General features: G+C 52.5%; 26 protein-coding genes. 13 read left to right on the forward strand and 13 right to left on the reverse strand.

Annotated elements, in window-relative coordinates:
* Positions 1-3 precede the first annotated feature (3 nt).
* The 4 genes from fliI to fliF are packed head-to-tail and all read right to left on the reverse strand — an operon-like array spanning position 4 to position 4,744.
* On the reverse strand, positions 4-1,374 hold the full coding sequence (gene fliI / locus NA986_RS01835) for a flagellar protein export ATPase FliI (RefSeq protein ID WP_000213257.1): 1,371 nt from the start codon (positions 1,372-1,374) through the stop codon (positions 4-6).
* Positions 1,374-2,081: a flagellar assembly protein FliH gene (gene fliH, locus NA986_RS01840; RefSeq protein WP_000064158.1), complete on the reverse strand. Its 708-nt coding sequence runs from the start codon at positions 2,079-2,081 to the stop codon at positions 1,374-1,376. The genes fliI and fliH overlap by 1 nt, the downstream gene beginning before the upstream one ends.
* On the reverse strand, positions 2,074-3,069 hold the full coding sequence (gene fliG, locus NA986_RS01845) for a flagellar motor switch protein FliG (protein ID WP_000067735.1): 996 nt from the start codon (positions 3,067-3,069) through the stop codon (positions 2,074-2,076). Before fliG ends, fliH begins: the two co-directional genes overlap by 8 nt.
* Positions 3,062-4,744 (reverse strand): flagellar basal-body MS-ring/collar protein FliF, encoded by a 1,683-nt coding sequence (fliF, locus tag NA986_RS01850; protein WP_001276834.1) that lies wholly within the window; start codon positions 4,742-4,744, stop codon positions 3,062-3,064. Before fliF ends, fliG begins: the two co-directional genes overlap by 8 nt.
* A 216-nt stretch (positions 4,745-4,960) precedes the next feature.
* Here fliF and fliE point away from each other — a divergent pair, with 216 nt between their 5' ends.
* Complete coding sequence (fliE, locus tag NA986_RS01855) at positions 4,961-5,275, forward strand: flagellar hook-basal body complex protein FliE (RefSeq protein ID WP_000719037.1); 315 nt, start codon at positions 4,961-4,963, stop codon at positions 5,273-5,275.
* Between the two features lie 120 nt (positions 5,276-5,395).
* Here the strand turns inward: fliE and NA986_RS01860 are convergent, their stop codons facing one another.
* From NA986_RS01860 to yedE, 3 genes are all read right to left on the reverse strand, one after another.
* Positions 5,396-5,782: a hypothetical protein gene (locus NA986_RS01860; RefSeq protein ID WP_000639596.1), complete on the reverse strand. Its 387-nt coding sequence runs from the start codon at positions 5,780-5,782 to the stop codon at positions 5,396-5,398.
* A 264-nt stretch (positions 5,783-6,046) separates the two neighbouring features.
* A complete protein-coding gene (gene yedF, locus NA986_RS01865) occupies positions 6,047-6,280 on the reverse strand; it encodes a sulfurtransferase-like selenium metabolism protein YedF (RefSeq protein WP_000790504.1) in 234 nt (77 codons plus the stop codon).
* On the reverse strand, positions 6,277-7,482 hold the full coding sequence (yedE, locus tag NA986_RS01870; protein WP_001519382.1) for a selenium metabolism membrane protein YedE/FdhT: 1,206 nt from the start codon (positions 7,480-7,482) through the stop codon (positions 6,277-6,279). Before yedE ends, yedF begins: the two co-directional genes overlap by 4 nt.
* A gap of 185 nt (positions 7,483-7,667) precedes the next feature.
* Here yedE and yedD point away from each other — a divergent pair, with 185 nt between their 5' ends.
* A complete protein-coding gene (yedD, locus tag NA986_RS01875) occupies positions 7,668-8,081 on the forward strand; it encodes a lipoprotein YedD (RefSeq protein WP_000754694.1) in 414 nt (137 codons plus the stop codon).
* A gap of 39 nt (positions 8,082-8,120) precedes the next feature.
* Here the strand turns inward: yedD and amyA are convergent, their stop codons facing one another.
* The 4 genes from amyA to fliD all read right to left on the reverse strand — a co-directional run bounded on the left by amyA (position 8,121) and on the right by fliD (position 11,870).
* On the reverse strand, positions 8,121-9,605 hold the full coding sequence (gene amyA / locus NA986_RS01880) for an alpha-amylase (protein ID WP_023216556.1): 1,485 nt from the start codon (positions 9,603-9,605) through the stop codon (positions 8,121-8,123).
* Positions 9,606-9,676: 71 nt separating this feature from the next.
* A complete protein-coding gene (gene fliT / locus NA986_RS01885; RefSeq protein WP_000204899.1) occupies positions 9,677-10,045 on the reverse strand; it encodes a flagella biosynthesis regulatory protein FliT in 369 nt (122 codons plus the stop codon).
* Positions 10,045-10,452, reverse strand: a complete 408-nt coding sequence (gene fliS, locus NA986_RS01890) for a flagellar export chaperone FliS (RefSeq protein ID WP_000287764.1) — start codon at positions 10,450-10,452, stop codon at positions 10,045-10,047. Before fliS ends, fliT begins: the two co-directional genes overlap by 1 nt.
* Before the next feature lie 14 nt (positions 10,453-10,466).
* Positions 10,467-11,870 carry a flagellar filament capping protein FliD gene (gene fliD / locus NA986_RS01895; protein ID WP_000146806.1) on the reverse strand — a complete coding sequence of 468 codons (1,404 nt, stop codon included), beginning with the start codon at positions 11,868-11,870 and terminating at the stop codon, positions 10,467-10,469.
* Between the two features lie 256 nt (positions 11,871-12,126).
* Here fliD and NA986_RS01900 point away from each other — a divergent pair, with 256 nt between their 5' ends.
* The 9 genes from NA986_RS01900 to sdiA all read left to right on the forward strand — a co-directional run bounded on the left by NA986_RS01900 (position 12,127) and on the right by sdiA (position 20,925).
* Complete coding sequence (locus tag NA986_RS01900) at positions 12,127-13,635, forward strand: FliC/FljB family flagellin (RefSeq protein ID WP_023137490.1); 1,509 nt, start codon at positions 12,127-12,129, stop codon at positions 13,633-13,635.
* A gap of 78 nt (positions 13,636-13,713) precedes the next feature.
* Complete coding sequence (fliB, locus tag NA986_RS01905) at positions 13,714-14,919, forward strand: flagellin lysine-N-methylase (protein ID WP_070793954.1); 1,206 nt, start codon at positions 13,714-13,716, stop codon at positions 14,917-14,919.
* A 196-nt stretch (positions 14,920-15,115) separates the two neighbouring features.
* The gene (locus NA986_RS01910) at positions 15,116-15,835 is read left to right on the forward strand and encodes an RNA polymerase sigma factor FliA (protein ID WP_001087453.1); all 720 of its coding nucleotides are present in this window, start codon (positions 15,116-15,118) and stop codon (positions 15,833-15,835) included.
* A 58-nt stretch (positions 15,836-15,893) separates the two neighbouring features.
* Positions 15,894-16,445, forward strand: coding sequence for a flagella biosynthesis regulatory protein FliZ (gene fliZ, locus NA986_RS01915; protein ID WP_000218080.1), 552 nt, complete (start codon positions 15,894-15,896; stop codon positions 16,443-16,445).
* A 146-nt stretch (positions 16,446-16,591) separates the two neighbouring features.
* Positions 16,592-17,392, forward strand: a complete 801-nt coding sequence (tcyJ, locus tag NA986_RS01920; protein WP_000761634.1) for a cystine ABC transporter substrate-binding protein — start codon at positions 16,592-16,594, stop codon at positions 17,390-17,392.
* A gap of 153 nt (positions 17,393-17,545) precedes the next feature.
* Positions 17,546-18,532: a D-cysteine desulfhydrase gene (dcyD, locus tag NA986_RS01925; protein WP_023216558.1), complete on the forward strand. Its 987-nt coding sequence runs from the start codon at positions 17,546-17,548 to the stop codon at positions 18,530-18,532.
* Positions 18,533-18,552: 20 nt separating this feature from the next.
* Entirely contained in the window at positions 18,553-19,221 is a 669-nt protein-coding gene (tcyL, locus tag NA986_RS01930; RefSeq protein ID WP_001158238.1) for a cystine ABC transporter permease, read from the forward strand.
* On the forward strand, positions 19,218-19,970 hold the full coding sequence (gene tcyN, locus NA986_RS01935) for an L-cystine ABC transporter ATP-binding protein TcyN (RefSeq protein ID WP_001273033.1): 753 nt from the start codon (positions 19,218-19,220) through the stop codon (positions 19,968-19,970). The genes tcyL and tcyN overlap by 4 nt, the downstream gene beginning before the upstream one ends.
* Positions 19,971-20,202: 232 nt before the next feature.
* Positions 20,203-20,925 (forward strand): transcriptional regulator SdiA, encoded by a 723-nt coding sequence (sdiA, locus tag NA986_RS01940; RefSeq protein ID WP_001157167.1) that lies wholly within the window; start codon positions 20,203-20,205, stop codon positions 20,923-20,925.
* Positions 20,926-20,991: 66 nt separating this feature from the next.
* Here sdiA and NA986_RS01945 read toward each other — a convergent pair whose 3' ends face one another.
* Positions 20,992-21,216 carry a DUF2594 family protein gene (locus NA986_RS01945; protein WP_000106483.1) on the reverse strand — a complete coding sequence of 75 codons (225 nt, stop codon included), beginning with the start codon at positions 21,214-21,216 and terminating at the stop codon, positions 20,992-20,994.
* Positions 21,213-21,368: a hypothetical protein gene (locus NA986_RS01950; protein WP_000546186.1), complete on the reverse strand. Its 156-nt coding sequence runs from the start codon at positions 21,366-21,368 to the stop codon at positions 21,213-21,215. Before NA986_RS01950 ends, NA986_RS01945 begins: the two co-directional genes overlap by 4 nt.
* 311 nt (positions 21,369-21,679) lie before the next feature.
* Between NA986_RS01950 and uvrY the strand changes: the two genes are divergently transcribed.
* Together uvrY and uvrC are read left to right on the forward strand one after the other, a co-directional pair.
* Entirely contained in the window at positions 21,680-22,336 is a 657-nt protein-coding gene (gene uvrY, locus NA986_RS01955; protein WP_000611323.1) for a UvrY/SirA/GacA family response regulator transcription factor, read from the forward strand.
* Positions 22,333-24,165: an excinuclease ABC subunit UvrC gene (gene uvrC, locus NA986_RS01960; RefSeq protein ID WP_070793955.1), complete on the forward strand. Its 1,833-nt coding sequence runs from the start codon at positions 22,333-22,335 to the stop codon at positions 24,163-24,165. The genes uvrY and uvrC overlap by 4 nt, the downstream gene beginning before the upstream one ends.
* The last annotated feature ends 26 nt before the right edge of the window (positions 24,166-24,191 follow it).

A 24,191-nucleotide genomic window follows, 5' to 3' on the forward strand; every position in this document is an offset into this window, starting at 1 on the left:
TTATCACACCGTCGGGAAAATTAAATCGAGCGCCTGCAGAGAGTCCTCCCAGTCGGCCCGTTCAAAAATGCCTTGCTGTAAAAACGCTTCCAGTTGCGGCCATAAGGTAATGGCTTTATCGAGCATCGGATCGCTGCCTTTGGCATAAGCGCCGACGCTGACCAGATCGCGGTTACGCTGGAAACTGGAAAGCAACTGTTTAAATAGCCGTACCCGCGCATAGTGCTGCTCGGTAATGAGCGCGGTCATCGCCCGGCTGATTGACGCCTCGATATCAATGGCCGGATAGTGCCCGGCCTCCGCCAGACGGCGGGACAAGACAATGTGCCCGTCGAGGATTGCGCGTGCCGAGTCGGCAATGGGATCTTGTTGGTCGTCCCCCTCGGTCAACACGGTATAAAACGCGGTGATAGAGCCGCCGCCGTGGATGCCATTACCGGCACGCTCGACCAGCGCTGGCAGCTTTGCGAACACCGAGGGCGGATAACCTTTGGTGGCTGGCGGTTCGCCGATTGCCAGCGCAATTTCACGCTGTGCCATCGCATAGCGCGTCAGCGAATCCATAATCAGCAACACATGCTGTCCGCGATCGCGAAAGTCTTCGGCGATGCGGGTGGCATAGGCGGCGCCCTGCATTCGCAGCAGCGGCGAGACATCCGCCGGGGCGGCGATCACCACCGAACGCGCGCGGCCGTCGGGGCCGAGAATATTTTCGATAAAATCTTTAACTTCGCGGCCACGTTCGCCGATAAGTCCCACGACAATCACGTCCGCCCGCGTGTAGCGCGCCATCATGCCAAGCAGAACCGATTTACCAACGCCGGAACCGGCAAAGAGTCCCATACGCTGACCGCGCCCTACGGTTAACAACGCGTTGATAGCGCGTACGCCGGTATCCAGCACATGTTCGATTGGCGTTCGCTGTAGCGGGTTAAACGGCGGCGTGATTAACGCGCCGGTTTCCAGCGTATCCGGCGCAGGCAGTCCGTCGAGCGGTTTACCGCCGCCATCCAGCACCCGACCAAGCAGGGCCGGGCCGAGCGGTAGCTGTTTGCCGCTTTGCAGACCGTCGCCATGTCCGTTACGGGCGTAAACGCGGGCACCGGGCAGAATGCCTTCGACCTCTTCCAGCGGCATTAAAAACAGACGCTGGCCGTTAAAACCGACGACTTCCGATTCCACCTCTTTGGTTTCAGGGCCGTCCTGGCGCTCAATAATGCAGGTGGCGCCCAGCGGAAGCTGGAGACCGGTGGCCTCCAGTACCAGGCCAGTGGCGCGGGTTAAACGTCCATAACGACGCACCGCCGGCAATAACGCCATTTTTGCTTCAAAGTTGTCGAGCGCGGTAAGCCAGCGGGTCAGGCGCGTGGTCATCAGAGCACTCCCGGCGCCGCCAGGCGACACAACTCTTGCCAGCGAGTAGCGACGCTGGCGTCCAGATCGCCCTCATCGGCAGAGACTTTACACCCGCCGTGATGCAACGTTGGATCGCCGCGCAACCGCCATCCGTGAAGACTGAGCGTGGCGCCCAGCATCTCTTCCACCCGCTGTAAGTCGTCCGGATGCACGCGCAACTGCGGCTTGCCGCTAAAGAGCGGCTCTTGCTGCAACAGTTGTTGAATCTGTTTAATCAGCGCCGAGTTGTCCACCGCCGGCGTTTGGCCGATGACCTGACGCGCAGCCTCCAGGGCCATTTGCATCAGCCGTGAGGCGATAACGCTATCGAGCGCGTCAAGCGTGTTCTGAAACTCGCTCACTAACTGCTGCATACGGGCATGAATCGGCGCCTGCTGCGTCTGCGCCTGGGCTTGTCCTTGCTCCAGCCCCTGCGCTAACCCTTCCTGGTATCCCTGCGCGTGTCCTTTTTGCCGTCCCTCCGCCAGCCCGGCATTATAACCTTGTTCATGGGCCTGTATTTTTAGCTGCGCCAGCTCCTGCTCCAGCTGCTGTTCGGCAGTGAGTTCGGGCTCCGGCGTATCGTCTGTCAAGGTCACGTTATCAGCCTCAACCGGCACAAACGTCTCCGGCGGCGGGGCGAGATCGTCGGGGGTCCAGACTTGCCACGGCAATTCATTAGACATAGGTATCCTCGCCGCTGCCAATCACCATTTCGCCGGTTTCCGCCAGACGACGCACAATAAGCAGAATCGCTTTCTGCTCGTTTTCCACCTGAGACAGACGAACCGGGCCACGGTTGGCAAGGTCGTCGCGCAGGATATCGGCGGCGCGCTGGGACATATTGCGCAGGAACTTCTCGCGTAATGGTGGTTCGGCGCCTTTCAGAGCGATCAGCAGCGATTCGGAATCCACTTCCTGCAACAGACGCTGGATACTGCGATCGTCCACATCCACCAGATTTTCGAACAGGAACATCTCGTCGATGATTTTCTGCGCCAGTTCGCCGTCGAATTCGCGCACAGCGGTAATAACCGCTTCTTCCTGCTGCGTTTTCATCAGGTTGATAATTTCCGCCGCGGTTCTTACGCCGCCCATTTTGCTGCGTTTCAGGTTCTGACCGTCGAGCAGGCCATTCAGCACTTCGGTCAACTCCGCCAGCGCCGCCGGCTGTACGCCGCCAAATGTCGCGATACGCAGCATCACATCATGACGCAGACGCTCGTCAAACAGCGCCAGAATATCGGCGGCCTGACTGCGTTTGAGGTGGACCAGAATGGTGGCGATAATCTGCGGGTGCTCGTCGCGAATCAGGTCGGCGGCACTCTGCGGTTCCATAAAGTTGAGCGTTTCGATACCGCTGGTGGTATCGCGCGTTTCCAGAATATCTTCCAGCAGGCTGGAGGCGCGTTCTTCGCCCAGCGCTTTAACCAGTACGGAGCGCAGGTATTCGTTGGCGTTAATATTCAGCGCGGCGAACTGCTCCGCTTCTTGCTCAAACTCTGATAGTACGTCCGTCAGTTGTTTGTTGGAGATCTGACGCACGTTAGCCATCGCTGTACTTAGCGCCTGCACTTCGCGGGTGGAGAGGTGCTTAAACACCTCTGCCGCCCGGTCTTCGCCAATGGTCATCAACAAAATGACGCTTTTATCGGTACCGCTAAGATTACTCATGATCGTTACTCATCCACTGGCGAATGACCAGCGCCACCACGCGCGGATCGTTGTCTGACATTTCGCGAATACGCTGGCTCATCACCTCAGCGCCCAGACGCTGATTAGCCCGGCGTTGCTGGAGCTGCTCGTCTTTGCTAAGGCGTACTTCCACGGCTTCTTCGGTTTCCTGGCGAACCTGCGCCTGTTCCTGCGCCGCTTTCGCTTCTTCAACACGGCGCGTCAACTGCGGACGTACCGCTTTGCGCCACAGAATCCAGGCCACCACCAGCACCAGTAACCAGCGACCTGCCGCGAGCAACTGATCGATAAAGGACTGCTGTTGCCAGAAGGGCAGTTCGCCGCCGGTGTTATCCACTGCGCTAAACGGTGAATTCACCACGTTTAGCGTATCGCCGCGTTTATCAGAAAAACCCATCGCTTCACGGGTTAGATCCTCGATCTGTTTCATCTGATCGGCGGTCAATGGCAGCGGTTTGCCATCCGCCAGCGTTTTGTAATTCACCACGACGGCCACGGAGAGACGCTCAATATCGCCCACATTCATTTTGGTGTGACGAATGGTGCGGTCCACTTCGTAGTTACTGGTTTCATTACGCTGTGTACTGCGCGGGCCAGCACTGTTACTGTTGGTACTGGTGCTGGTTTGTGGCGTATTCTGCGCGTTTTGTTGATTGGTCGGCGGCGTGGCGATCGGCGCCTCGTTAGGCGGCGCTGGTTGGTTCGACAGCGCGCCAGGCACGCCGCCGGGATAGCCCGCGCCTACCTGTTCGCTAATATTCAACTGACGTGAACGCAGAGTGGCCTTCGACGCATCGCCGTTCGGGCTGTAGTGCTCTTCCGTCTGTTCTTTATTGGCAAAATCCAACTGGGCGGTTACCTGAGCGTGAACATTACCGTTCCCGACGATAGGCGACAGAATGGCTTCGATACGGCGTTGGATGCGGCTTTCCACATCATTAGCAAATTTTAATTGCGCGTCATTAAGGTCGCGACCGCTGGTATTGGATTGCGTGAGCAGATGACCGGATTGATCGACCAGAGTGACGTTTCCTGGCGGCAAACCGGCGACAGCGCTGGAAACCAGATGTACCACGGCGCTAATTTGTCCTTCATCCAGCGCCCGTCCCGGTTCCAGTGTGACGGTGACGGAGGCGGAAGGGGATTTTTGTTCCCGCACAAATAGCGACGGCTTTGGCATCGCCAGGTGAACGCGGGCGCTTTTTACCGGCCCCAGCGTCTCGATCGTCCGGGCCAGTTCACCTTCCAGCGCGCGCTGATAATTCACCTGCTCGCTGAACTGACTGATACCGAATTTTTCCTGATCAAGCAGTTCAAAGCCTACCGCGCCGCCTTTAGGCAGCCCCTGCTGCGCCAGACGCAGACGCAGTTCATGCACTTTGTCGGCGGGCACTTCAATCGCGCCGCTGCCATTGGCAAAGCGATAGGGGATATTCATCTGGGTCAACTGCGCGACGATCGCGCCGCCGTCCTGATCGGAAAGGTTGCTAAATAGCGTGCGGTAATCGGGCGTTTTGGCCCACAGCACCATCGCAACGACGATCGCCACGGCGGCGGAACCCGCCACAATTAACGGAATTCGGGGATTCGCGCGTAGGCGATTAAGCCACTCGAGAGGTTTAGGTTGGGTTGCAGTCGATGCAGTCGCACTCATCTCGCACCTCGTGACTGATCGTGGACGGCGTTTTTTGCAAAGTGGAACAAGACTCACTCCCGGGTCAGCAAACTCGAAAAATTGACGGTCTCATTATTTGTGGTTTCGAATTTTTCTATGCGCTAAAAACCGAGGTTTTTTATCGTTATTTAACGCCTTTATCTTATTGACAAACTGGTAATCTCTGCTGCGTAAAAAATCATCCAGGGGAATAGCATGGCAGCAATACAGGGGATTGAAGGGGTTATTAGCCAGTTACAGGCGACGGCGATGGCCGCGCGCGGGCAAGACACGCACTCGCAGTCGACGGTGAGTTTTGCCGGCCAGCTACATGCTGCTCTGGATCGTATTAGCGACAGACAGACGGCGGCGCGCGTTCAGGCGGAAAAATTCACTCTGGGTGAGCCGGGCATTGCGCTTAATGACGTGATGGCTGATATGCAAAAAGCGTCCGTTTCCATGCAAATGGGGATTCAGGTGCGCAATAAGCTGGTCGCCGCGTACCAGGAAGTCATGTCCATGCAGGTTTAAGCCAGGGTTGACAACACATCCGCAGCGAACTCCCGGGCGCTTACCTAAGTCAGCGGCGGGGGACGCGACGCCCATGCAACCAGTGCGTGATTATGTGGGCTTGTTTTTTGCGAGGCGCGCTCATTTTATTGATAAGCGGGTTGCACATTGTTGCAGGGACTTATTAAAAATAGGGTACGCCTGTTTACTGACGCCATTCATTCCTACTATTCGTTCTGACGCGATTGTCATTGAGTTTGCAATCCAGAATGTTCCTGCAATATATGCGCCGTTGCGATAATACACGGTAAATTCTTTATTAATGCCTGGAATATCTGTTTCATGGAGATCCAGTATATACCCATACGGGGACAGATTATCAGCGAGACAGCGGGCAATGGCGCTCGGATGTGCATTGACCACTGTGACGGGTGAGTAACGGGCAGCGGCAAGACAGACGACTCCAATAATGGAGATGAAAATAATTTTTATCATTTTTTTGGCTTCTGCTGTGCATAAATAAATCATCACCTGATAATGTCAGTGAGTAAAAATATAAATACCTGATAGTCTTTTATGACGTAGAGGGAAAATAATGATTATTTTATGTTTTGCTTAAAATAACCCTGGATTTTTCATCGGCTCAGACAAAATTAAAACGGTATACGTTATATAATAGATTTATGCCACGGCGCACAAGACGACCTTGTCTGATTTCTTTTATGCGTTTTAGATTTTTGCCGGTTATGCCGTAAAAGGTCTCCCGCCGTAACGTACAGCGGGAGTATGCGCTTATTTTTGAATCAGATAACGAATTGTCGGGCCATCCTGTTGGATATCCAGCACCGTATAACCGTGATTGCGCGCATCCAGTGGAATATTATTAATGGACTGCGGACAGTCGCTGACCACTTCCAGGATCTCACCTTTTTTTAGCTGCGGCATCGCTTCCAGAGTGGCGACCGCCGGGTACGGGCAAGGTTCGCCAACCATATCCAGACGGTAATCAGGGACGATATTTTTCATACAGATTCCTTAGCAGGCGTCAGCCCCGCACGGCGGAAAAAACGTTTTTCCCAGCCGATGATTAACATCAGCGCGGTAAATAACAACAGATAGGTGACCAGCAGACCCCCCAGCGGACCAAAGGTATTCAGCAGGTTAACTTTATCCCAACTGGTCGCCAGAGCGGGCGCGAAATCATCCCAGTAGTAAGCCAGGATGGTCGAACCGATGACATTGCCGAGGCCCACCCACCAGTAATGCACCTGGCCTTCTACGGCGCGGTACATCCAGCCGGTTTCGCAGCCGCCCGCCAGCACGATGCCAAAACCGAACAGCAGTCCGCCAATGACCGCATTCGGGCCAGCCCACATAATTTTAGGTGCAACGCCCAACTGCACGTAGCTGAAAATACCAATAGCGCTGACCGCCATGCCGAAAATAATCGCTTTCGCCATATGGGCGCGTCCGGAGATCCACAGATCGCGAAAGGCCGAAGTAAAGCAGATTTGCGCGCGCTCGATCAGCAGCCCAAACCCGACGCCGAACAGCATCGCCAGCCCCAGTTTCGGCTGATGCATTGCCGTTAATAACGCCCAGCCAATCATGCCGATAAAGACCAGCATACCGAGCCTGAAACGCCGTCTTGCCTGATCCGGTTTCTGCGTCAGTGGCGAAGCCGCGGAGACCTTTTGCATTTTCACCGGTATGCGAAATATCGGCAGCAACGTAAAGCGGGCGCCGAACCAGGAGCCGATAGCGGTCGCCAGCGCAAAGAACCACGCGTGTAGGGAGAACTGCGGGATCCCGGTAAAAAAGGCGGCCAGGTTACACCCCATCGCCAGACGCGCGCCGAAGCCAGCGATCATGCCTCCGACCACCGCCTGTACGATACGGATTCGGCTGCGCGGCATACGCAGTTTTACGTTGTTGGCCCACAGCGCCGCGGCGAAACAGCCGCCGAACATGCCGAGGATCATCATGCCGTCGATACGCGTCAGCGGCGTACCTTCCAGATGAATCAGCTTGTAGTAGCCCCACTGTTCGGCATGAACGCCAAAAAGCTGCAAAATTTGCCCGCCCCAGCGGGTAAATTCGCCCGTCACGGCCCAAAACGTGCCGGTGATGCCAAAATAGTAGGTAGAGAGAATACCGGCTGCGATCACCGCAGGGGCCGGCGCCCAGAATTTAATTAACCAGGTCTGCTTGAAGTGTTGCCATGACATGTGTTTAGCCTCTGAACTCAGAAGGTGTGAAACAAGAAGTGCGCATACTACACCGATCACAGAATTTGCCTACACCTAATAAGCGGTAATACCGACTGGATCAAATTGCGGCCAGCGCCTGGAAAGGCTGGCGGCGTCAGGGCTTTAATGCCACAATTCTTCTTTCTTCTGATGCAGGATGAATGATGAAAAAAGTAGCGATCGTTGGCGCATTGCTGGTTCTGGCCGGATGCGCCGAGGTGGAAAACTATAATGATGTGGTGAAAACGCCCGCGCCGGCCGGTCTGGAAGGGTACTGGCAGTCAAAAGGCCCGCAACGTAAGCTGGTGAGCCCTGAAGCTATCGCCAGCCTGGTGGTGACTAAAGAAGGCGATACGCTGGACTGCCGCCAGTGGCAGCGCGTTATTGCTCTGCCGGGCAAGCTGACCATGCTCTCCGATGACTTAACCAATGTTACGGTTAAGCGTGAACTCTATGAGATTGAGCGCGACGGGAATACCCTGGAATATGATGGCATGACGCTGCAACGGGTCGCTCGTCCGACGCCGGAGTGCGCCGCCGCGTTAGAAAAAACGCCGCTGCCGACGCCGCTGCCATAATTTCGCTTCCCGGCAGCGCTCTGCCGCCGGGAACGCTCATCACACGTCCTCAATGATCCACACGCTGACGCTGCCTGCGTTGCAGAAGAACGTCGCTTCGCCTTGATCATTAGTTACAACATGCTCACTGCGGTTTCCCAGAAAATCACGCCAGGTCTTGTTAGCGTAATTGTCGCCGAGCAGGAGGGTTTTTTCACCGTCGTCGCCATTGGAAAGTACGACCACACAGCCTGGATTCTCTTCAGTACCGCTGCGACTAAAGGCGATACAGTTAGGATGATCGAAAAAGAGAGTTTGTATACCGTGCGCAAAACGCTGACGAGCAAGGATCAGCCGATCCAGTTGGTTAATCACCGGCATGTCGACCCGACAGGTCTCGCCATTTTCGCCGCTATCTTCATAGCTGGCGCCGTATAAATCGGGATAAAACACTGACGGTACGCCGTTTTCACGAAGCAGGATCAGCGCATAGGCCAATGGTTTGAACCAGGGTTCTACCGGCGCTTCCAGCGCCTGTAACGGTTGTGTATCGTGGTTAGCGACCAGCGTCACCGCATGAAAAGGGTCGGCTTCTACCAGCGTGCCGGTGAAAATGTGGCGCATGTCATACTCCGCGCCCTGGCGCGAGGCCTCGTGAAATTTCATCTGCAACGGCGCGTCGAACAGCATGGTTTTCCCGTCGACCTGATCGATGTACGTTTGCAGTTTATCCACTTCATGCGACCAGTATTCTGCGACAATAAACAGCGGTTTTGGTGCAACCGCCTGTACATGCTCAATCCATTCTTTATAAAACCAGGCGGGTATATGTTTTACCGCGTCCAGGCGAAAGCCGTCACAATGGGTTTGTTCCATAACCCAGCGAGCCCAATATTTAATCTCCTCCGTAACCGCGTGATTGCGAAAATCGATATTTTCCCCCATCAGATAGTCGAAATTACCCATCTCATCATCAACCTGATCGTTCCAGCCATCGCCGGTATAGTCATTGACGATCTTAAAAATGCCGTCTTCGTCGGGATTCTCGATGTGATCAATGCCGCTGAAACAGTGATAGTCCCAAATAAAGTTGGAATACTGGCCCGCGCGGGCAGGGAAGGTGTAGCGCGTCCAGCCTTCGCATTCAATGATGTTGTCATCGATTTGCGTGCGGTCATCCTGATTCACTCGCTGAACGCGAATACGTTCTTTTTCGTCTGCGCCCATTTTGTGGTTCACGACGACGTCGAGCAGCACCGCAATATTATTTTTTTTGAGCGCGTCTATCGCCGTCAGTAACTGGCGTTTATCGCCGTACTTTGTCGCGATAGTTCCTTTTTGGTCAAATTCGCCGAGGTCAAACAGGTCGTAGCTATCATAGCCTACGGAATAGCCGCCGGAGGCGCCTTTACAGGCGGGCGGTAGCCAGACCATATTGATACCGATATCATTCAGCCCATCAGCACGTTCCGCCAGCTCAGACCAGAGTTTACCGCCGTCGGGATAATACCAGTGGAAGTACTGCAATAACGTGGGGTTTTTCATCTTCCGTGCTCCAGAAGTCGTTTAGCCGACCTCTGGAGTATGGAAGAATTTTCATACGAGACGGGAAAATATTATGAGGCGCCAGGCGCATCTGGCACGAGTAACATACCGGAAAGACGGCCATAAGCGTTGTTGAGTGATTTTTGGCGGGTGGATTGTCCGATCAAACTACTCAGTTCATCCAGTCGCTGTTGCAGCAGCCCTTTCAGGAGCTGCTCATTGTCCAGCGTTTGTTTGATGTATCCGGCGACCATATCCTGAATACTTCGCGTAATGCCCGGTGGAGTTTGCTTTTCCATCACCGTTTCAATACTTTGCAGATAGGAGACCTCTTGTTGCAGTAAGAGATCCCATTCACCTCGCTGCGCAAGTTCAAGCAGCGATTGACTGAGCAGCGCAATACGCTGCCAACGGTTGATAAACTCCACGGTTGAGGTCATTAACGAGACTCCTGGAAAGATGCTTTCGGTGAAATCTGTTTCCAGGCTTCTGCAATATTGCTGAGTAACCCTTCCACTTCTTCGATGGCCTGAGCGTCGTTACGCAAATTAGCCTGCAGTAAACGGCGAATCATATAGTCGTATAGCTCGGAAAGATTCGTCGCAATCTCACCGCCTTTTTCCTGATCGAGACCGGCTTTCAGCCCGTTATCGATAATATTGATGGCTTTGCTTAACGCTTCACCTTTCGCGACAACATCGCCTTGTTCTAAAAACAGGCGAGCGCGCACCAGAGCGCTATTCGCGCCATCAAACAACATTTCAATCAACTGATGCGGGCTGGCGCTCATCACGGCGCTTTCCACGCTGACTTGCGCATAAGCTTTGATACCGCTCGCGGTGTACATGGTGACCTCTGTTATCAGGACTTGTTCATAGCTGTAAATTGCTGGGTCAAATAACTACTGGTGTTATTCAGCTTACTCATCATGGTATCCAGTTGGGTAAACTGGGCCTTGTAACGGGCAACGGTTTCATCGATGCTGTTGCTAACGGACAGGTACTGTTTTGTCAGGCTTTTCAGCGTGGCGTTAACGTTGTCCTGCGCATTATCAATAATGCCGTCATCCGCCAGATAACTTTTCACTTCGGTGGCAATTTTGGTGGTGATCCCCGTTTCTTTACCATCGCCCACCAACAGCTCACGCGCTGCGGCTGTGTTATCTTTCAGTACTTTGGTCAGCTTATCATCATCAATCTTCAGTTTGCCGGAAGTCCCATCCTGGGTGATGCCAATTTCCGCCATTGTTTTGAACGCAGAATTACTGCCGCTATTGGCAAATTGTGCCCGAATCCCGGTCTGGATAGTACGAACCACACTATCGCCTAACAGCGCGCCGTTTTTATCGCTGGCTTCTTCGCCCGGCTCAACGGCGGTATATTTGGTTAACGAGCTAAAGGTATCCACCAGCGAATTATAGGCATCCACCCAGGATTTAATCGCCTCTTTCGCCTTGGTATCATCTTTTGTTACCGTCACGGTCGCGTCGGTCACTTTCTTCGTCAGGGTGAGCGTAATTCCCTGAGGGGCGTCGGTTACGGTATTGCTCTGACGTTCAATGTCGATGCCGTTTACGTTCAGCTTCGCGTTTTCTGCTTTCACCAGCTCTTGCATATTGCCGGTATTGGTGGTGCTGTCATAAGCGAGTAGATCGTTAAGTTTTGTATCGCCTTCCACCGTGATCTTCATCGTATTGTCGGTACCGCTATTGGCGGTAAGCACCAACTGGAATTCGTTCTCTTTGACCTTAACGATGCTGGCGGCGATACCGCTGTCGGCGTCATTGATGGCGTCACGGATCGCCTCCATGGAGGTGTCGCCTTTATCCAGCTTAATTTCCAGCGGCTCTTTACGTCCCGGCTGTTCAATTTTAATTGTCCGGGACGTGACCGACGTATCGCCCAACTGCTCTTTGGTGGTTGCGAAGGTGGTTTTTGTCGCCAGCGACTGCGCGGCGGCAAGCTGGGTTACGCTAATCTTATAAGTCCCTGCGGCAGCGCCTGCGGTAGTACTGACTTTGAGGTCCTCTGTCGTGCTGGACGCCACGGTAGACTTAAATAAATCCGCTTTATTTAACGCGGTATTTGCCGTCTGGAATTTTTCTAATGCGCTTTTCAATGTGCCATAGGCGGTTAGCTTTGCCGAATTCGCGCTCTGCTGTTTGGTAATTGGCGTTAAGCGTCCTTTTTCGTTCTTTGTCAGGTCTGTCAACAACTGGTCTAACGGTAAGTTTGATCCCACACCTAATGATGAAATTGAAGCCATGCCTTCTTCCTTTTTGATTGCAAACAGTAGTTAAGCGCGTTATCGGCAATCTGGAGGCAAAGTTTAATGATAATTTTGCAAAAATAATGCGCGGAATAATGATGCATAAAGCGGCTATTTCGCCGCCTAAGAAAAAGATCGGGGGAAGTGAAAAATTTTCTAAAGTTCGAAATTCAGGTGCCGATACAAGGGTTACGGTGAGAAACCGTGGGCAACAGCCCAATAACATCAAGTTGTAATTGATAAGGAAAAGATCATGGCACAAGTCATTAATACAAACAGCCTGTCGCTGTTGACCCAGAATAACCTGAACAAATCCCAGTCCGCACTGGGCACCGCTATCGAGCGTCTGTCTTCCGGTCTGCGTATCAACAGTGCGAAAGACGATGCGGCAGGTCAGGCGATTGCTAACCGTTTCACCGCGAACATCAAAGGTCTGACTCAGGCTTCCCGTAACGCTAACGACGGTATCTCCATTGCGCAGACCACTGAAGGCGCGCTGAACGAAATCAACAACAACCTGCAGCGTGTGCGTGAACTGGCGGTTCAGTCTGCTAACAGCACCAACTCCCAGTCTGACCTCGACTCCATCCAGGCTGAAATCACCCAGCGCCTGAACGAAATCGACCGTGTATCCGGTCAGACTCAGTTCAACGGCGTGAAAGTCCTGGCGCAGGACAACACCCTGACCATCCAGGTTGGCGCGAACGACGGTGAAACTATCGATATCGATCTGAAGCAGATCAACTCTCAGACCCTGGGTCTGGATACGCTGAATGTGCAGAAAGCGTATGATGTATCAGCAACTGATGCAATGGATCCGAAATCATTTACTGACGGTACTAAAAATCTTACAGCGCCTGATGCTACTGCTATCAAAGCCGCGTTGGGAAATCCCACGGCAACAGGCGATTCCTTGTCTGCTACGCTTTCGTTTAAAGATGGTAAGTATTACGCCACTGTTGCAGGGTATACGAATGCTGCCGATACCAGTAAGAATGGTAAATATGAAGTGAATGTTGATAGTGCGACAGGTGCGGTAACTTTCAATGCAGCACCAACTAAAGCCACAGTAACTGGGGATACAACAGTAACCAAAGTACAGGTTAATGCTCCTGTTGCAGTCAGTACTGATGTTAAAAAAGCGCTAGAAGATGGTGGCGTTTCAAATGCGGACGCTACCGCAGCTAAATTAGTAAAAATGTCTTATACCGATAAAAATGGAAAATCTATTGACGGTGGTTATGCGCTTGAAGCCGGTGGCAAGTACTATGCTGCAACCTATGACGAAGGTACAGGTAAAATCACAGCTAATGTAACCACTTATACTGATTCCACGGGAGCCACAAAAACTGCGGCTAACCAACTTGGTGGCGTAGACGGTAAAACCGAAGTTGTTACTATCGACGGTAAAACCTACAATGCTAGTAAAGCCGCTGGTCACGATTTCAAAGCGCAGCCAGAGCTGGCTGAAGCAGCCGCTAAAACCACCGAAAACCCGCTGGCTAAAATTGATGCCGCGCTGGCGCAGGTTGATGCGTTGCGTTCTGACCTGGGTGCGGTACAGAACCGTTTCAACTCCGCTATCACCAACTTGGGCAACACCGTAAACAACTTGTCTGAAGCGCGTAGCCGTATCGAAGATTCCGACTATGCGACCGAAGTCTCCAACATGTCTCGCGCGCAGATTCTGCAGCAGGCCGGTACCTCCGTTCTGGCGCAGGCTAACCAGGTTCCGCAAAACGTCCTCTCTTTACTGCGTTAATCCGGCGATTGATTCACCGACTCGTGGTACACAATCAAGGCAGCGAAAGCTGCCTTTTTTAATTCCGGAGCCTGTGTAATGAAAGAAATCACCGTCACTGAACCTGCCTTTGTCACCCGCTTTTCCTGTTCTGGCTCGGCCTGTCGCGACCACTGTTGTAAGGGCTGGAAAATCACGCTGGATAAGACGACGGTTAAAAAGTATCTCGCCAGTAAAGACGCGACGATTCGTACCATCGCGCAAGAGCATATTATCCTGCTGAAAAAGAACAACAGCCACTGGGGCGAAATTAAGCTGCCTTCGGCGCTGGGGAATTGCCCTTATCTGGATGAGGAACGTCTGTGCCGGGTACAAAAAACGTTAGGCGCAAAGGCATTAAGTCATACCTGTTCCTCTTTCCCGCGGGCGCACCATACCTATAAAAATGAGGTACGTAACTCCCTGAGTCTTGCCTGCCCGGAGGTAACGTCGCGTATTTTAAACGATCCTGACGCGATGGCGCTCGGCGAAAAAACAATCATTCAGCAGACATTCAATACTGCGCCGTTATTCCCACCGCAGCAAAAGTTACTCAATCTGTTTTGCCTGAGTCTGATCAACCATGCCAACAGCAGTACGGAAGCGGCGCTCTATGCGTTAATAAAATTTGTCATGTATACGCAGAAATTTGCCAAAATTGATGATGCGGCGCTGGGTGAACTGGAACAGGTGTATGCTGCGCTACTTGAGCAGTTGCAGACCGGCGTGCTGGCGCAGGAGTTAATGAATATCGCGCCGGATAGCAAGGTAAAAACCTCGCTGGTATTGCAGATGCAGGACTATTTCCGCTCGCTCCCGCTTAATCGTGGCAGTGTTATCCTCGATCACTACATCCAGTGTCTTCTGCGGGTGCTGACGGCGGAAGAGGGCGTTTCAATGGAGCAGAAGGTGAGCGATATTGAGTCCTCATTAGCGCGCTGTTTACAGGCGGATGAGCAGCAGAAGAACTGGGCTTTCAGAAATTTAATTCTCTATAAAATTTGGGAAAATAATTTCCCCAACCAGCCGAATGTCGACCCGTTACGCGCGCTGTATATTATCGTGGCGGAATATGCGTTTATTAAGCTATTAACGGCAGCCAGCGTGCATGAGCGCGGGCGGCTAGAGTGGGATGACGTTACCAATATTGTGTATAGTTTTCACTCCCGCAGCCAGCATAACAGCGAGGTGGCGAAGAATTTTCATCGCCATATAGAAACGGTGCGTACTGGCGACGATCTGTCGATGATTCATCTTCTGACATAGTTTTGTTCGGGGTGGGCTTTTGCGCATCCCGTTTATTCTATCTGGCTGATTTTATTCTGCTCTTTTAGCCGCTAAAAAGGCGCTACAGGTTACATAAGTGAAATAACCCTTCTTTTATAGCCTTATTCCTTCGATAGAACCCTCTGTAGAAACGGATAATCATGCCGATAACTCATTTAACGCAGGGCTGTTTATCGTGAATTCACTGTATACCGCTGAAGGTGTAATGGATAAACACTCGCTGTGGCAGCGTTATGTACCGCTGGTGCGTCACGAAGCATTGCGCCTGCAGGTGCGATTGCCGGCGAGCGTGGAACTGGACGATCTGCTACAAGCGGGCGGCATCGGGTTATTAAATGCGGTCGACCGATATGACGCTTTGCAAGGAACGGCATTTACCACTTACGCAGTGCAGCGTATTCGTGGGGCGATGCTGGATGAATTACGCAGCCGCGATTGGGTGCCGCGTAGCGTCCGGCGTAATGCCCGCGAAGTGGCGCAGGCGATGGGACAACTGGAGCAGGAACTGGGGCGTAATGCGACGGAAACCGAAGTGGCGGAACGTCTTGGCATCCCTGTTGCGGAGTATCGTCAGATGTTGCTCGATACCAACAACAGCCAACTTTTCTCTTACGATGAGTGGCGGGAAGAGCATGGCGATAGCATCGAACTGGTGACTGAAGAACATCAACAGGAAAACCCGTTACATCAACTGCTGGAGGGCGACCTGCGACAGCGGGTAATGGATGCGATTGAATCGCTGCCGGAACGCGAGCAACTGGTGTTAACGCTGTATTACCAGGAAGAGCTCAATCTCAAAGAGATTGGCGCGGTACTGGAAGTTGGCGAATCGCGGGTCAGCCAGTTGCATAGTCAGGCCATCAAACGATTACGCACCAAACTGGGTAAGTTATAGGTCGCGCATGGTCGCACCCGAAAAGTGCCGCACAACGTATAGACTACCAGGAGTTCTCATGACGGTGCAGCAACCTAAAAGGCGGCCCTTGAGCCGCTATCTTAAAGACTTTAAACACAGCCAGACGCATTGCGCGCATTGTCACAAGCTGCTCGACCGCATTACGCTGGTTCGCCGTGGCAAGATCGTTAATAAAATCGCTATTTCACAGCTGGATATGCTACTTGACGACGCTGCCTGGCAGCGGGAGCAGAAGGAGTGGGTGGCGCTATGTCGCTTTTGCGGCGATTTGCACTGCAAAAAGCAGAGTGATTTTTTCGATATTATCGGTTTCAAACAGTATTTGTTTGAACAAACCGAGATGAGCCATGGCACGGTGCGGGAATATGTCGTGCGTTTACGACGTCTTGGCAATTACCTCAGCGAGCAAAACATTTCCCACGATCTGCTGCAGGACGGTTTTCTCGATGAAAGCCTGGCGCCATGGTTGCCGGAAACCAGCACCAATAATTACCGTATCGCACTACGTAAATACCAGCAATATAAAGCGCATCAGCAGATTGCGCCCAGACAGAAATCCCCCTTTACCGCCAGTTCTGATATATATTAAAAAAGCATAAGATGTAGCAGAGTCGTGTTGGTGAAACGTGGCAAACCTTCTACATTAGGCTGAGTCCCCCAAAGGTTCGCGAGACGTGACGATGCGCCATGGCGGGACACAGTCTATGGTCATTAACGGCAATATTCGGGGTTACTATGAAATTAGCACTGCTGGGACGTCAGGCACTGATGGGAGTAATGGCTGTAGCGCTGGTGGCGGGAATGAGCGCGAAGAGCTTTGCCGATGAGGGTTTGCTGAACAAAGTTAAAGAACGTGGCACGCTGCTGGTAGGGCTGGAAGGTACCTATCCGCCGTTTAGTTTTCAGGGCGAAGACGGCAAATTAACCGGTTTTGAAGTCGATTTCGCCGAGGCGTTGGCAAAACATCTGGGCGTTAAAGCGTCGTTGAAGCCGACCAAATGGGACGGAATACTGGCGTCGCTGGACGCTAAACGCATTGATGTGGTGATAAACCAGGTCACGATTTCAGACGTCCGCAAGAAAAAATATGATTTCTCTACGCCTTACACTGTCTCCGGCGTTCAGGCGCTGGTGAAAAAAGGCAATGAAGGCACGATCAAAACGGCGGCCGATCTGCAGGGCAAAAAAGTCGGCGTTGGGCTGGGGACTAACTATGAAGAGTGGCTACGTCAACATGTGCAGGGCGTGGATATCCGTACCTATGACGATGATCCTACAAAATACCAGGATCTGCGCGTAGGCCGTATTGACGCGATTTTAGTCGATCGTCTGGCGGCGCTGGATCTGGTGAAAAAAACCAAAGGTACGCTGGCCGTCACCGGTGATGCGTTTTCGCGTCAGGAGTCCGGCGTTGCGTTACGTAAAGGCAACGAAGACTTGCTGAAGGCGGTAGATAACGCCATTGCGGAAATGCAAAAAGATGGCACCTTAAAAGCCCTCTCTGAAAAATGGTTTGGCGCTGACGTGACCCAATAATGTTCTACGTTGCCCGGCAGGCAGTGCGCCGCCGGGCAATATCAACCTCATACTATGTCAGCAAACGGAGGCGCGTGAATCGGCGCCTTTTTTATTTCCGTTAGATCAACGTGCATAATAAAAAGAACACACCACAACGTTACCGGAGGCTCAATGCCACTACATCACTTAACGCGCTTTCCTCGCCTGGAGCTTATTGGCGCGCCGACCCCGCTCGAATACCTGCCGCGATTGTCTGATTATCTTGGCCGTGAGATTTACATTAAGCGCGATGACGTTACGCCCATTGCAATGGGCGGCAATAAACTGCGCAAGCTGGAGTTTCTGGTGGCCGACGCGCTGCGAGAAGGGGCGGATACGCTGATAACCGCAGGGGCGATTCAGTCGAACCATGTCCGTCAGACGGCGGCGGTCGCGGCCAAATTGGGACTGCATTGCGTCGCCTTGCTGGAAAATCCAATCGGTACCACCGCGGAAAATTACCTGACGAATGGTAATCGCCTGTTACTGGATTTATTTAATACGCAAATTGAGATGTGCGATGCGCTAACCGATCCGGATGCGCAGCTGCAAACGCTGGCGACGCGCATTGAAGCGCAAGGGTTCAGGCCCTATGTGATTCCGGCCGGCGGCTCCAGCGCGCTGGGGGCAATGGGATACGTAGAGAGCGCCCTGGAAATCGCCCAGCAGTGTGAAGAAGTTGTCGGGCTCTCTTCGGTGGTGGTGGCCTCCGGCAGCGCCGGAACGCACGCCGGGTTAGCTGTCGGGCTGGAACATCTGATGCCTGACGTCGGACTGATTGGCGTGACCGTTTCACGTTCTGTCGCCGAGCAGAAACCCAAAGTGATTGCCTTGCAGCAGGCTATTGCCGGTCAGCTGGCGCTGACGGCGACGGCGGATATTCATTTATGGGATGACTATTTTGCCCCGGGTTACGGCGTGCCAAATGACGCGGGGATGGAGGCGGTGAAACTGCTGGCGAGCCTGGAGGGGGTGTTGCTGGATCCGGTATATACCGGCAAAGCGATGGCGGGTCTGATAGACGGCATCAGCCAGAAACGCTTTAACGATGACGGGCCGATTCTCTTTATTCACACCGGTGGGGCGCCTGCGCTGTTTGCCTACCATCCTCATGTATAACCTCCAGGTAATCAACGCGAATGCAAGAAAGTATCCAACTGGTTATTGAATCGCTGCCGTATTTGCTTAAAGGCGCCGTCTTTACTCTGCAACTGAGTATTGGCGGTATGTTTTTTGGTCTGCTGCTGGGATTTGTGCTGGCGCTGATGCGGATGTCTCCGCTATGGCCGGTTCGCTGGCTGGCGCGCTTTTATATCTCGATTTTTCGCGGTACGCCGCTTATCGCCCAGTTATTTATGATCTATTACGGCCTGCCGCAATTTGGTATTGAGCTGGACCCTATCCCGGCGGCGATGATTGGTTTATCGCTCAATACCGCGGCTTATACGTCCGAGACGCTGCGTGCGGCGATCTCGGCTATCGACAAGGGACAATGGGAAGCGGCGGCGAGCATTGGCATGACGCCGTGGCAAACGCTACGTCGCGCTATTTTGCCGCAGGCGGCTCGCGTCGCGCTTCCGCCGTTGAGCAACAGCTTTATCAGCCTGGTGAAAGATACGTCGCTCGCCGCGACGATTCAGGTGCCGGAGTTGTTCCGCCAGGCGCAGTTAATTACCTCGCGAACGCTGGAGGTGTTTACCATGTATTTGGCCGCGTCGTTAATCTACTGGGTAATGGCGACCGTCTTATCGGCACTGCAAAACTATTTTGAAAACCAGCTTAACCGCCAGGAGAGAGAGCCAAAATGAGTGCGATCGAAGTCACCAACCTGGTCAAAAAATTTCATGGTCAAACGGTGCTGCACGGTATCGACCTTGAGGTGAAGCCCGGAGAAGTCGTCGCCATTATCGGCCCGAGCGGCTCAGGGAAAACAACGTTATTACGCTGCATTAACCTGCTGGAACAACCGGAAGCGGGCACCATTAAAGTGGGCGATATTATCATCGATACCGCCCGCCCATTCAGCCAGCAAAAAGGGTTGATTCGCCAGTTGCGTCAGCATGTCGGCTTTGTCTTTCAGAGTTTTAACCTGTTCCCGCATCGTACCGTGCTGGAAAATATCATTGAAGGTCCGGTGATTGTAAAGGGAGAGCCGAAAGCCGAGGCGACGGCGCTGGCGCGGGAACTGTTAGCCAAAGTCGGGTTGGCCGGTAAAGAGACCCGTTATCCGCGCCGCCTGTCGGGCGGGCAACAGCAGCGCGTGGCGATTGCACGCGCGCTGGCGATGCGCCCGGAAGTGATTCTGTTTGATGAGCCGACGTCGGCGCTTGATCCTGAATTAGTCGGCGAGGTGCTTAATACGATTCGCCAGCTGGCGCAGGAAAAGCGCACGATGGTGATCGTTACTCACGAAATGGGCTTTGCGCGTGACGTGGCTGACCGGGCGATATTTATGGATCAGGGGCAAATCGTTGAGCAGGGGCCGGCGAAAACCTTGTTCGCCGATCCTCAGCATCCGCGTACCCGCCAGTTCCTTGAGAAATTTTTAGTGAAATAATACCTTTTCAACGCTCGCCCGAATTAGCCGTGCCTCGGGCGAGCGCAATGAATAATTATGAACTCATTCTGCCAGATTATTAACCTCGCTCTCAGGCGGAAGCCAAAAAAGTGTAATGCCGCTCAAGTATTCTACGTTTCGTCCGATATTTCTTATATATAAACACTATTTATGTGTTAATTTAAGTCATTCATAATAATGATTATCAATATCAAAGGCGTGACCATAAAATATGCAGGAAAATGATTTCTTCACCTGGCGACGCGCAATGTTGTTACGCTTTCAGGAGATGGCGGCAGCAGAGGATGTTTATACTGAATTGCAATATCAGACACAGCGGCTGGAATTTGATTATTATGCCCTGTGTGTTCGTCATCCCGTCCCCTTTACCCGGCCTAAAATATCGCTTCGTACCACTTATCCTCCGGCGTGGGTAACGCATTATCAGTCCGAAAACTATTTCGCGATCGATCCGGTATTAAAGCCGGAAAATTTCAGACAGGGTCATTTACATTGGGATGACGTGCTATTTCATGAAGCGCAGGCGATGTGGGATGCCGCCCAGCGTTTCGGATTACGCAGAGGCGTAACCCAGTGTGTGATGTTGCCGAACCGGGCGCTGGGCTTTTTATCTTTCTCTCGTAGCAGTTTACGCTGCTCCTCGTTTACCTACGATGAAGTGGAGCTGAGGTTGCAACTGCTGGCGCGGGAGAGTCTTTCGGCGCTGACAAGATTTGAAGACGACATGGTGATGGCGCCTGAGATGCGTTTCAGTAAACGTGAGAAAGAGATTCTGAAGTGGACGGCGGAAGGGAAGACCTCATCGGAGATCGCCATTATTCTGTCGATTTCTGAAAATACCGTTAACTTCCATCAGAAAAATATGCAGAAGAAATTCAATGCGCCAAATAAAACACAGATTGCCTGCTACGCTGCGGCGACAGGTCTGATATGACGTGCTGACGATGCTTCGCGCCAGACGCGAAACCGGCTGAAAGCGATGCTAACAGCCGGTTTTTTACTACTGGCGGTAAGCCTGTTTAATTTGCTTAACCGTACTGGAAAATACCGCCGCTTGTGCTTCATCATCCATCTGCGCGATCTGTTTTTCCATTTTAAGAATCACGCGCCCTGCATCGGCCTGGCCCATCGCCTGCAGCATCAGCGTTAACATGGCTTTCAGGCAGTTGACTTCAGTAGCCAGTTCTTGATTATTCTCAGCGGTGGAAAAATCAGGCGTACTCATTTATTTTCCTCGTTATGTTTCAGTGAAAATGTGCGATAGCAGATGTTAAGGCGGCGGAGTATACCATAAGCTACGCTAAAAATAGCAGTGGTTGTTTTTTGATCAAAAAGCGGAGGGGTTACCCACAAAATAAACGTTGCCGCGTGATGCATATATTTTCTTCATTCTTTGTTTATTACGCGTATTTTACTCGTTAATTATTGTTACAAAGTTGATTCCCTAATTAGTGTTTAGACAGCGGAACGTGAAATTTTTGTCACCATTATGAAATAGCAGCCCGGGACAGCGCCGTCAGAAGGGGCTACAACGTTGGCAGTTGCCACACGACGTACAACATAATTTCCAAAAACGAGAGCAAAATCGAATACCCGGTGTTTTTTTACGTTTCAAAGTTGAGATAAAACCAGCTAATATAAGGGCGATTAACTATCAGTAGCGTTATCCCTATTCTGGAGATATTCCTTTGATCAACGTTCTTCTTGTTGATGACCACGAACTGGTGCGCGCAGGGATACGACGCATTCTTGAAGATATAAAGGGCATTAAAGTTGTCGGTGAAGCGTGCTGCGGAGAGGATGCGGTAAAATGGTGCCGTACTAACGCCGTTGACGTCGTGCTGATGGATATGAACATGCCCGGTATTGGCGGCCTTGAGGCGACGCGTAAAATTGCCCGATCGACAGCGGATATCAAAGTGATCATGCTGACCGTCCATACGGAGAACCCGTTGCCCGCCAAAGTGATGCAGGCTGGCGCAGCTGGCTATCTCAGCAAAGGCGCTGCGCCTCAGGAGGTGGTGAGCGCTATTCGTTCGGTGTATTCCGGACAACGTTATATCGCCTCCGATATCGCTCAGCAGATGGCGCTCAGTCAGATCGAGCCTGCAAAAACGGAAACGCCGTTCGCCAGTTTGTCTGAACGCGAGTTGCAGATTATGCTGATGATCACCAAGGGTCAGAAGGTCAATGAGATTTCAGAACAGCTGAATCTCAGTCCTAAAACGGTGAACAGCTATCGCTATCGTATGTTCAGTAAATTAAACATTCATGGTGATGTTGAGCTGACTCACCTGGCAATCCGCCATGGCCTGTGTAATGCGGAGACGTTAACAAGCCAGTGAGTGAAATATTTGACGCAAAGGCGTTTTTGAAAACCGTTACCAGCCAACCCGGTGTCTATCGTATGTATGACGCCGGCGGTACGGTTATTTATGTCGGTAAAGCAAAAGACCTGAAAAAGCGTCTTTCCAGCTACTTTCGCAGCAACCTGGCTTCGCGTAAAACCGAAGCGCTAGTTGCGCAAATTCAACACATTGATGTCACGGTAACGCATACCGAAACGGAAGCGCTGCTGCTTGAGCATAATTACATCAAGTTGTATCAACCGCGTTACAACGTGTTGTTGCGTGATGATAAATCCTATCCTTTTATTTTTCTGAGCGGCGATACCCATCCGCGTCTGGCGATGCACCGTGGCGCCAAACATGCGAAAGGCGAGTACTTCGGCCCATTTCCTAATGGCTATGCCGTGCGGGAAACGCTGGCGCTGTTACAGAAAATTTTCCCTATCCGCCAGTGCGAAAACAGCGTGTATCGCAACCGCTCGCGTCCTTGCCTGCAATACCAGATTGGCCGCTGCTTAGGCCCCTGCGTTGCAGGACTGGTCAGCGAGGAGGAGTATGCGCAACAGGTGGAGTATGTCCGGTTGTTTTTGTCCGGCAAGGACGACCAGGTCTTAACACAACTGATTGCCCGGATGGAAAAGGCCAGCCAGGATCTGGCATTTGAAGAGGCGGCGCGTATTCGCGATCAGATCCAGGCGGTACGCCGGGTCACGGAGAGACAGTTTGTCTCCAATGCGGGCGACGATCTCGACGTGATCGGTGTGGCTTTTGATGCGGGTATGGCCTGTGTGCATGTGTTGTTTATTCGCCAGGGTAAGGTGCTGGGCAGCCGCAGCTATTTTCCAAAAGTGCCTGGCGGTACGGAACTGGGCGAAGTGGTGGAAACCTTTGTCGGGCAGTTTTACCTGCAGGGTAGCCAGATGCGCACGCTACCGGGCGAGATACTGCTCGATTTTAATCTGAGTGATAAAACGCTGCTGGCCGACTCGTTGTCGGAACTTGCCGGACGGCGTATTCATGTCCAGACAAAACCGCGTGGCGATCGCGCCCGTTATCTCAAGCTGGCGCGGACCAACGCGGCAACGGCCTTAATCACTAAACTTTCGCAGCAGTCCACCATCACGCAGCGTTTGACTGTGCTGGCGACGGTATTAAAGCTTCCTGCGATCAAGCGGATGGAGTGTTTTGACATCAGCCATACCATGGGGGAGCAAACGGTCGCATCCTGTGTGGTATTTGACGCTAACGGGCCGTTACGCGCCGAGTATCGTCGTTATAATATCGCGGGCATCACGCCGGGTGATGACTACGCGGCGATGAATCAGGTGCTACGTCGACGTTATGGCAAGGCCATAGAAGAAAGTAAGATTCCGGATGTTATTCTGATCGACGGCGGAAAAGGGCAGCTCGCCCAGGCGAAAGCCGTTTTCGCTGAGCTGGATGTCCCCTGGGATAAGCATCGCCCTTTGCTGCTTGGCGTCGCCAAAGGCGCGGACAGAAAGGCCGGTCTGGAAACACTCTTTTTTGAACCGGAAGGCGAGGGGTTTAGCCTGCCGCCGGACTCGCCGGCGCTGCATGTTATTCAGCATATTCGCGATGAGTCGCACGATCACGCGATCGGCGGGCACCGTAAAAAACGCGCGAAGGTTAAAAATACCAGTACGCTGGAAACTATTGAAGGCGTTGGGCCTAAACGTCGCCAGATGCTGCTGAAATATATGGGCGGTTTGCAAGGACTACGTAACGCCAGCGTAGAAGAAATTGCAAAAGTGCCGGGTATTTCGCAAGGTCTGGCAGAAAAGATCTTCTGGTCGTTGAAACATTGAGGCCACTGTAGCAACATAGGGGTAAT

This window comes from Salmonella sp. NW177, assembly GCF_051811585.1.
GTDB lineage: Bacteria > Pseudomonadota > Gammaproteobacteria > Enterobacterales > Enterobacteriaceae > Salmonella > Salmonella enterica.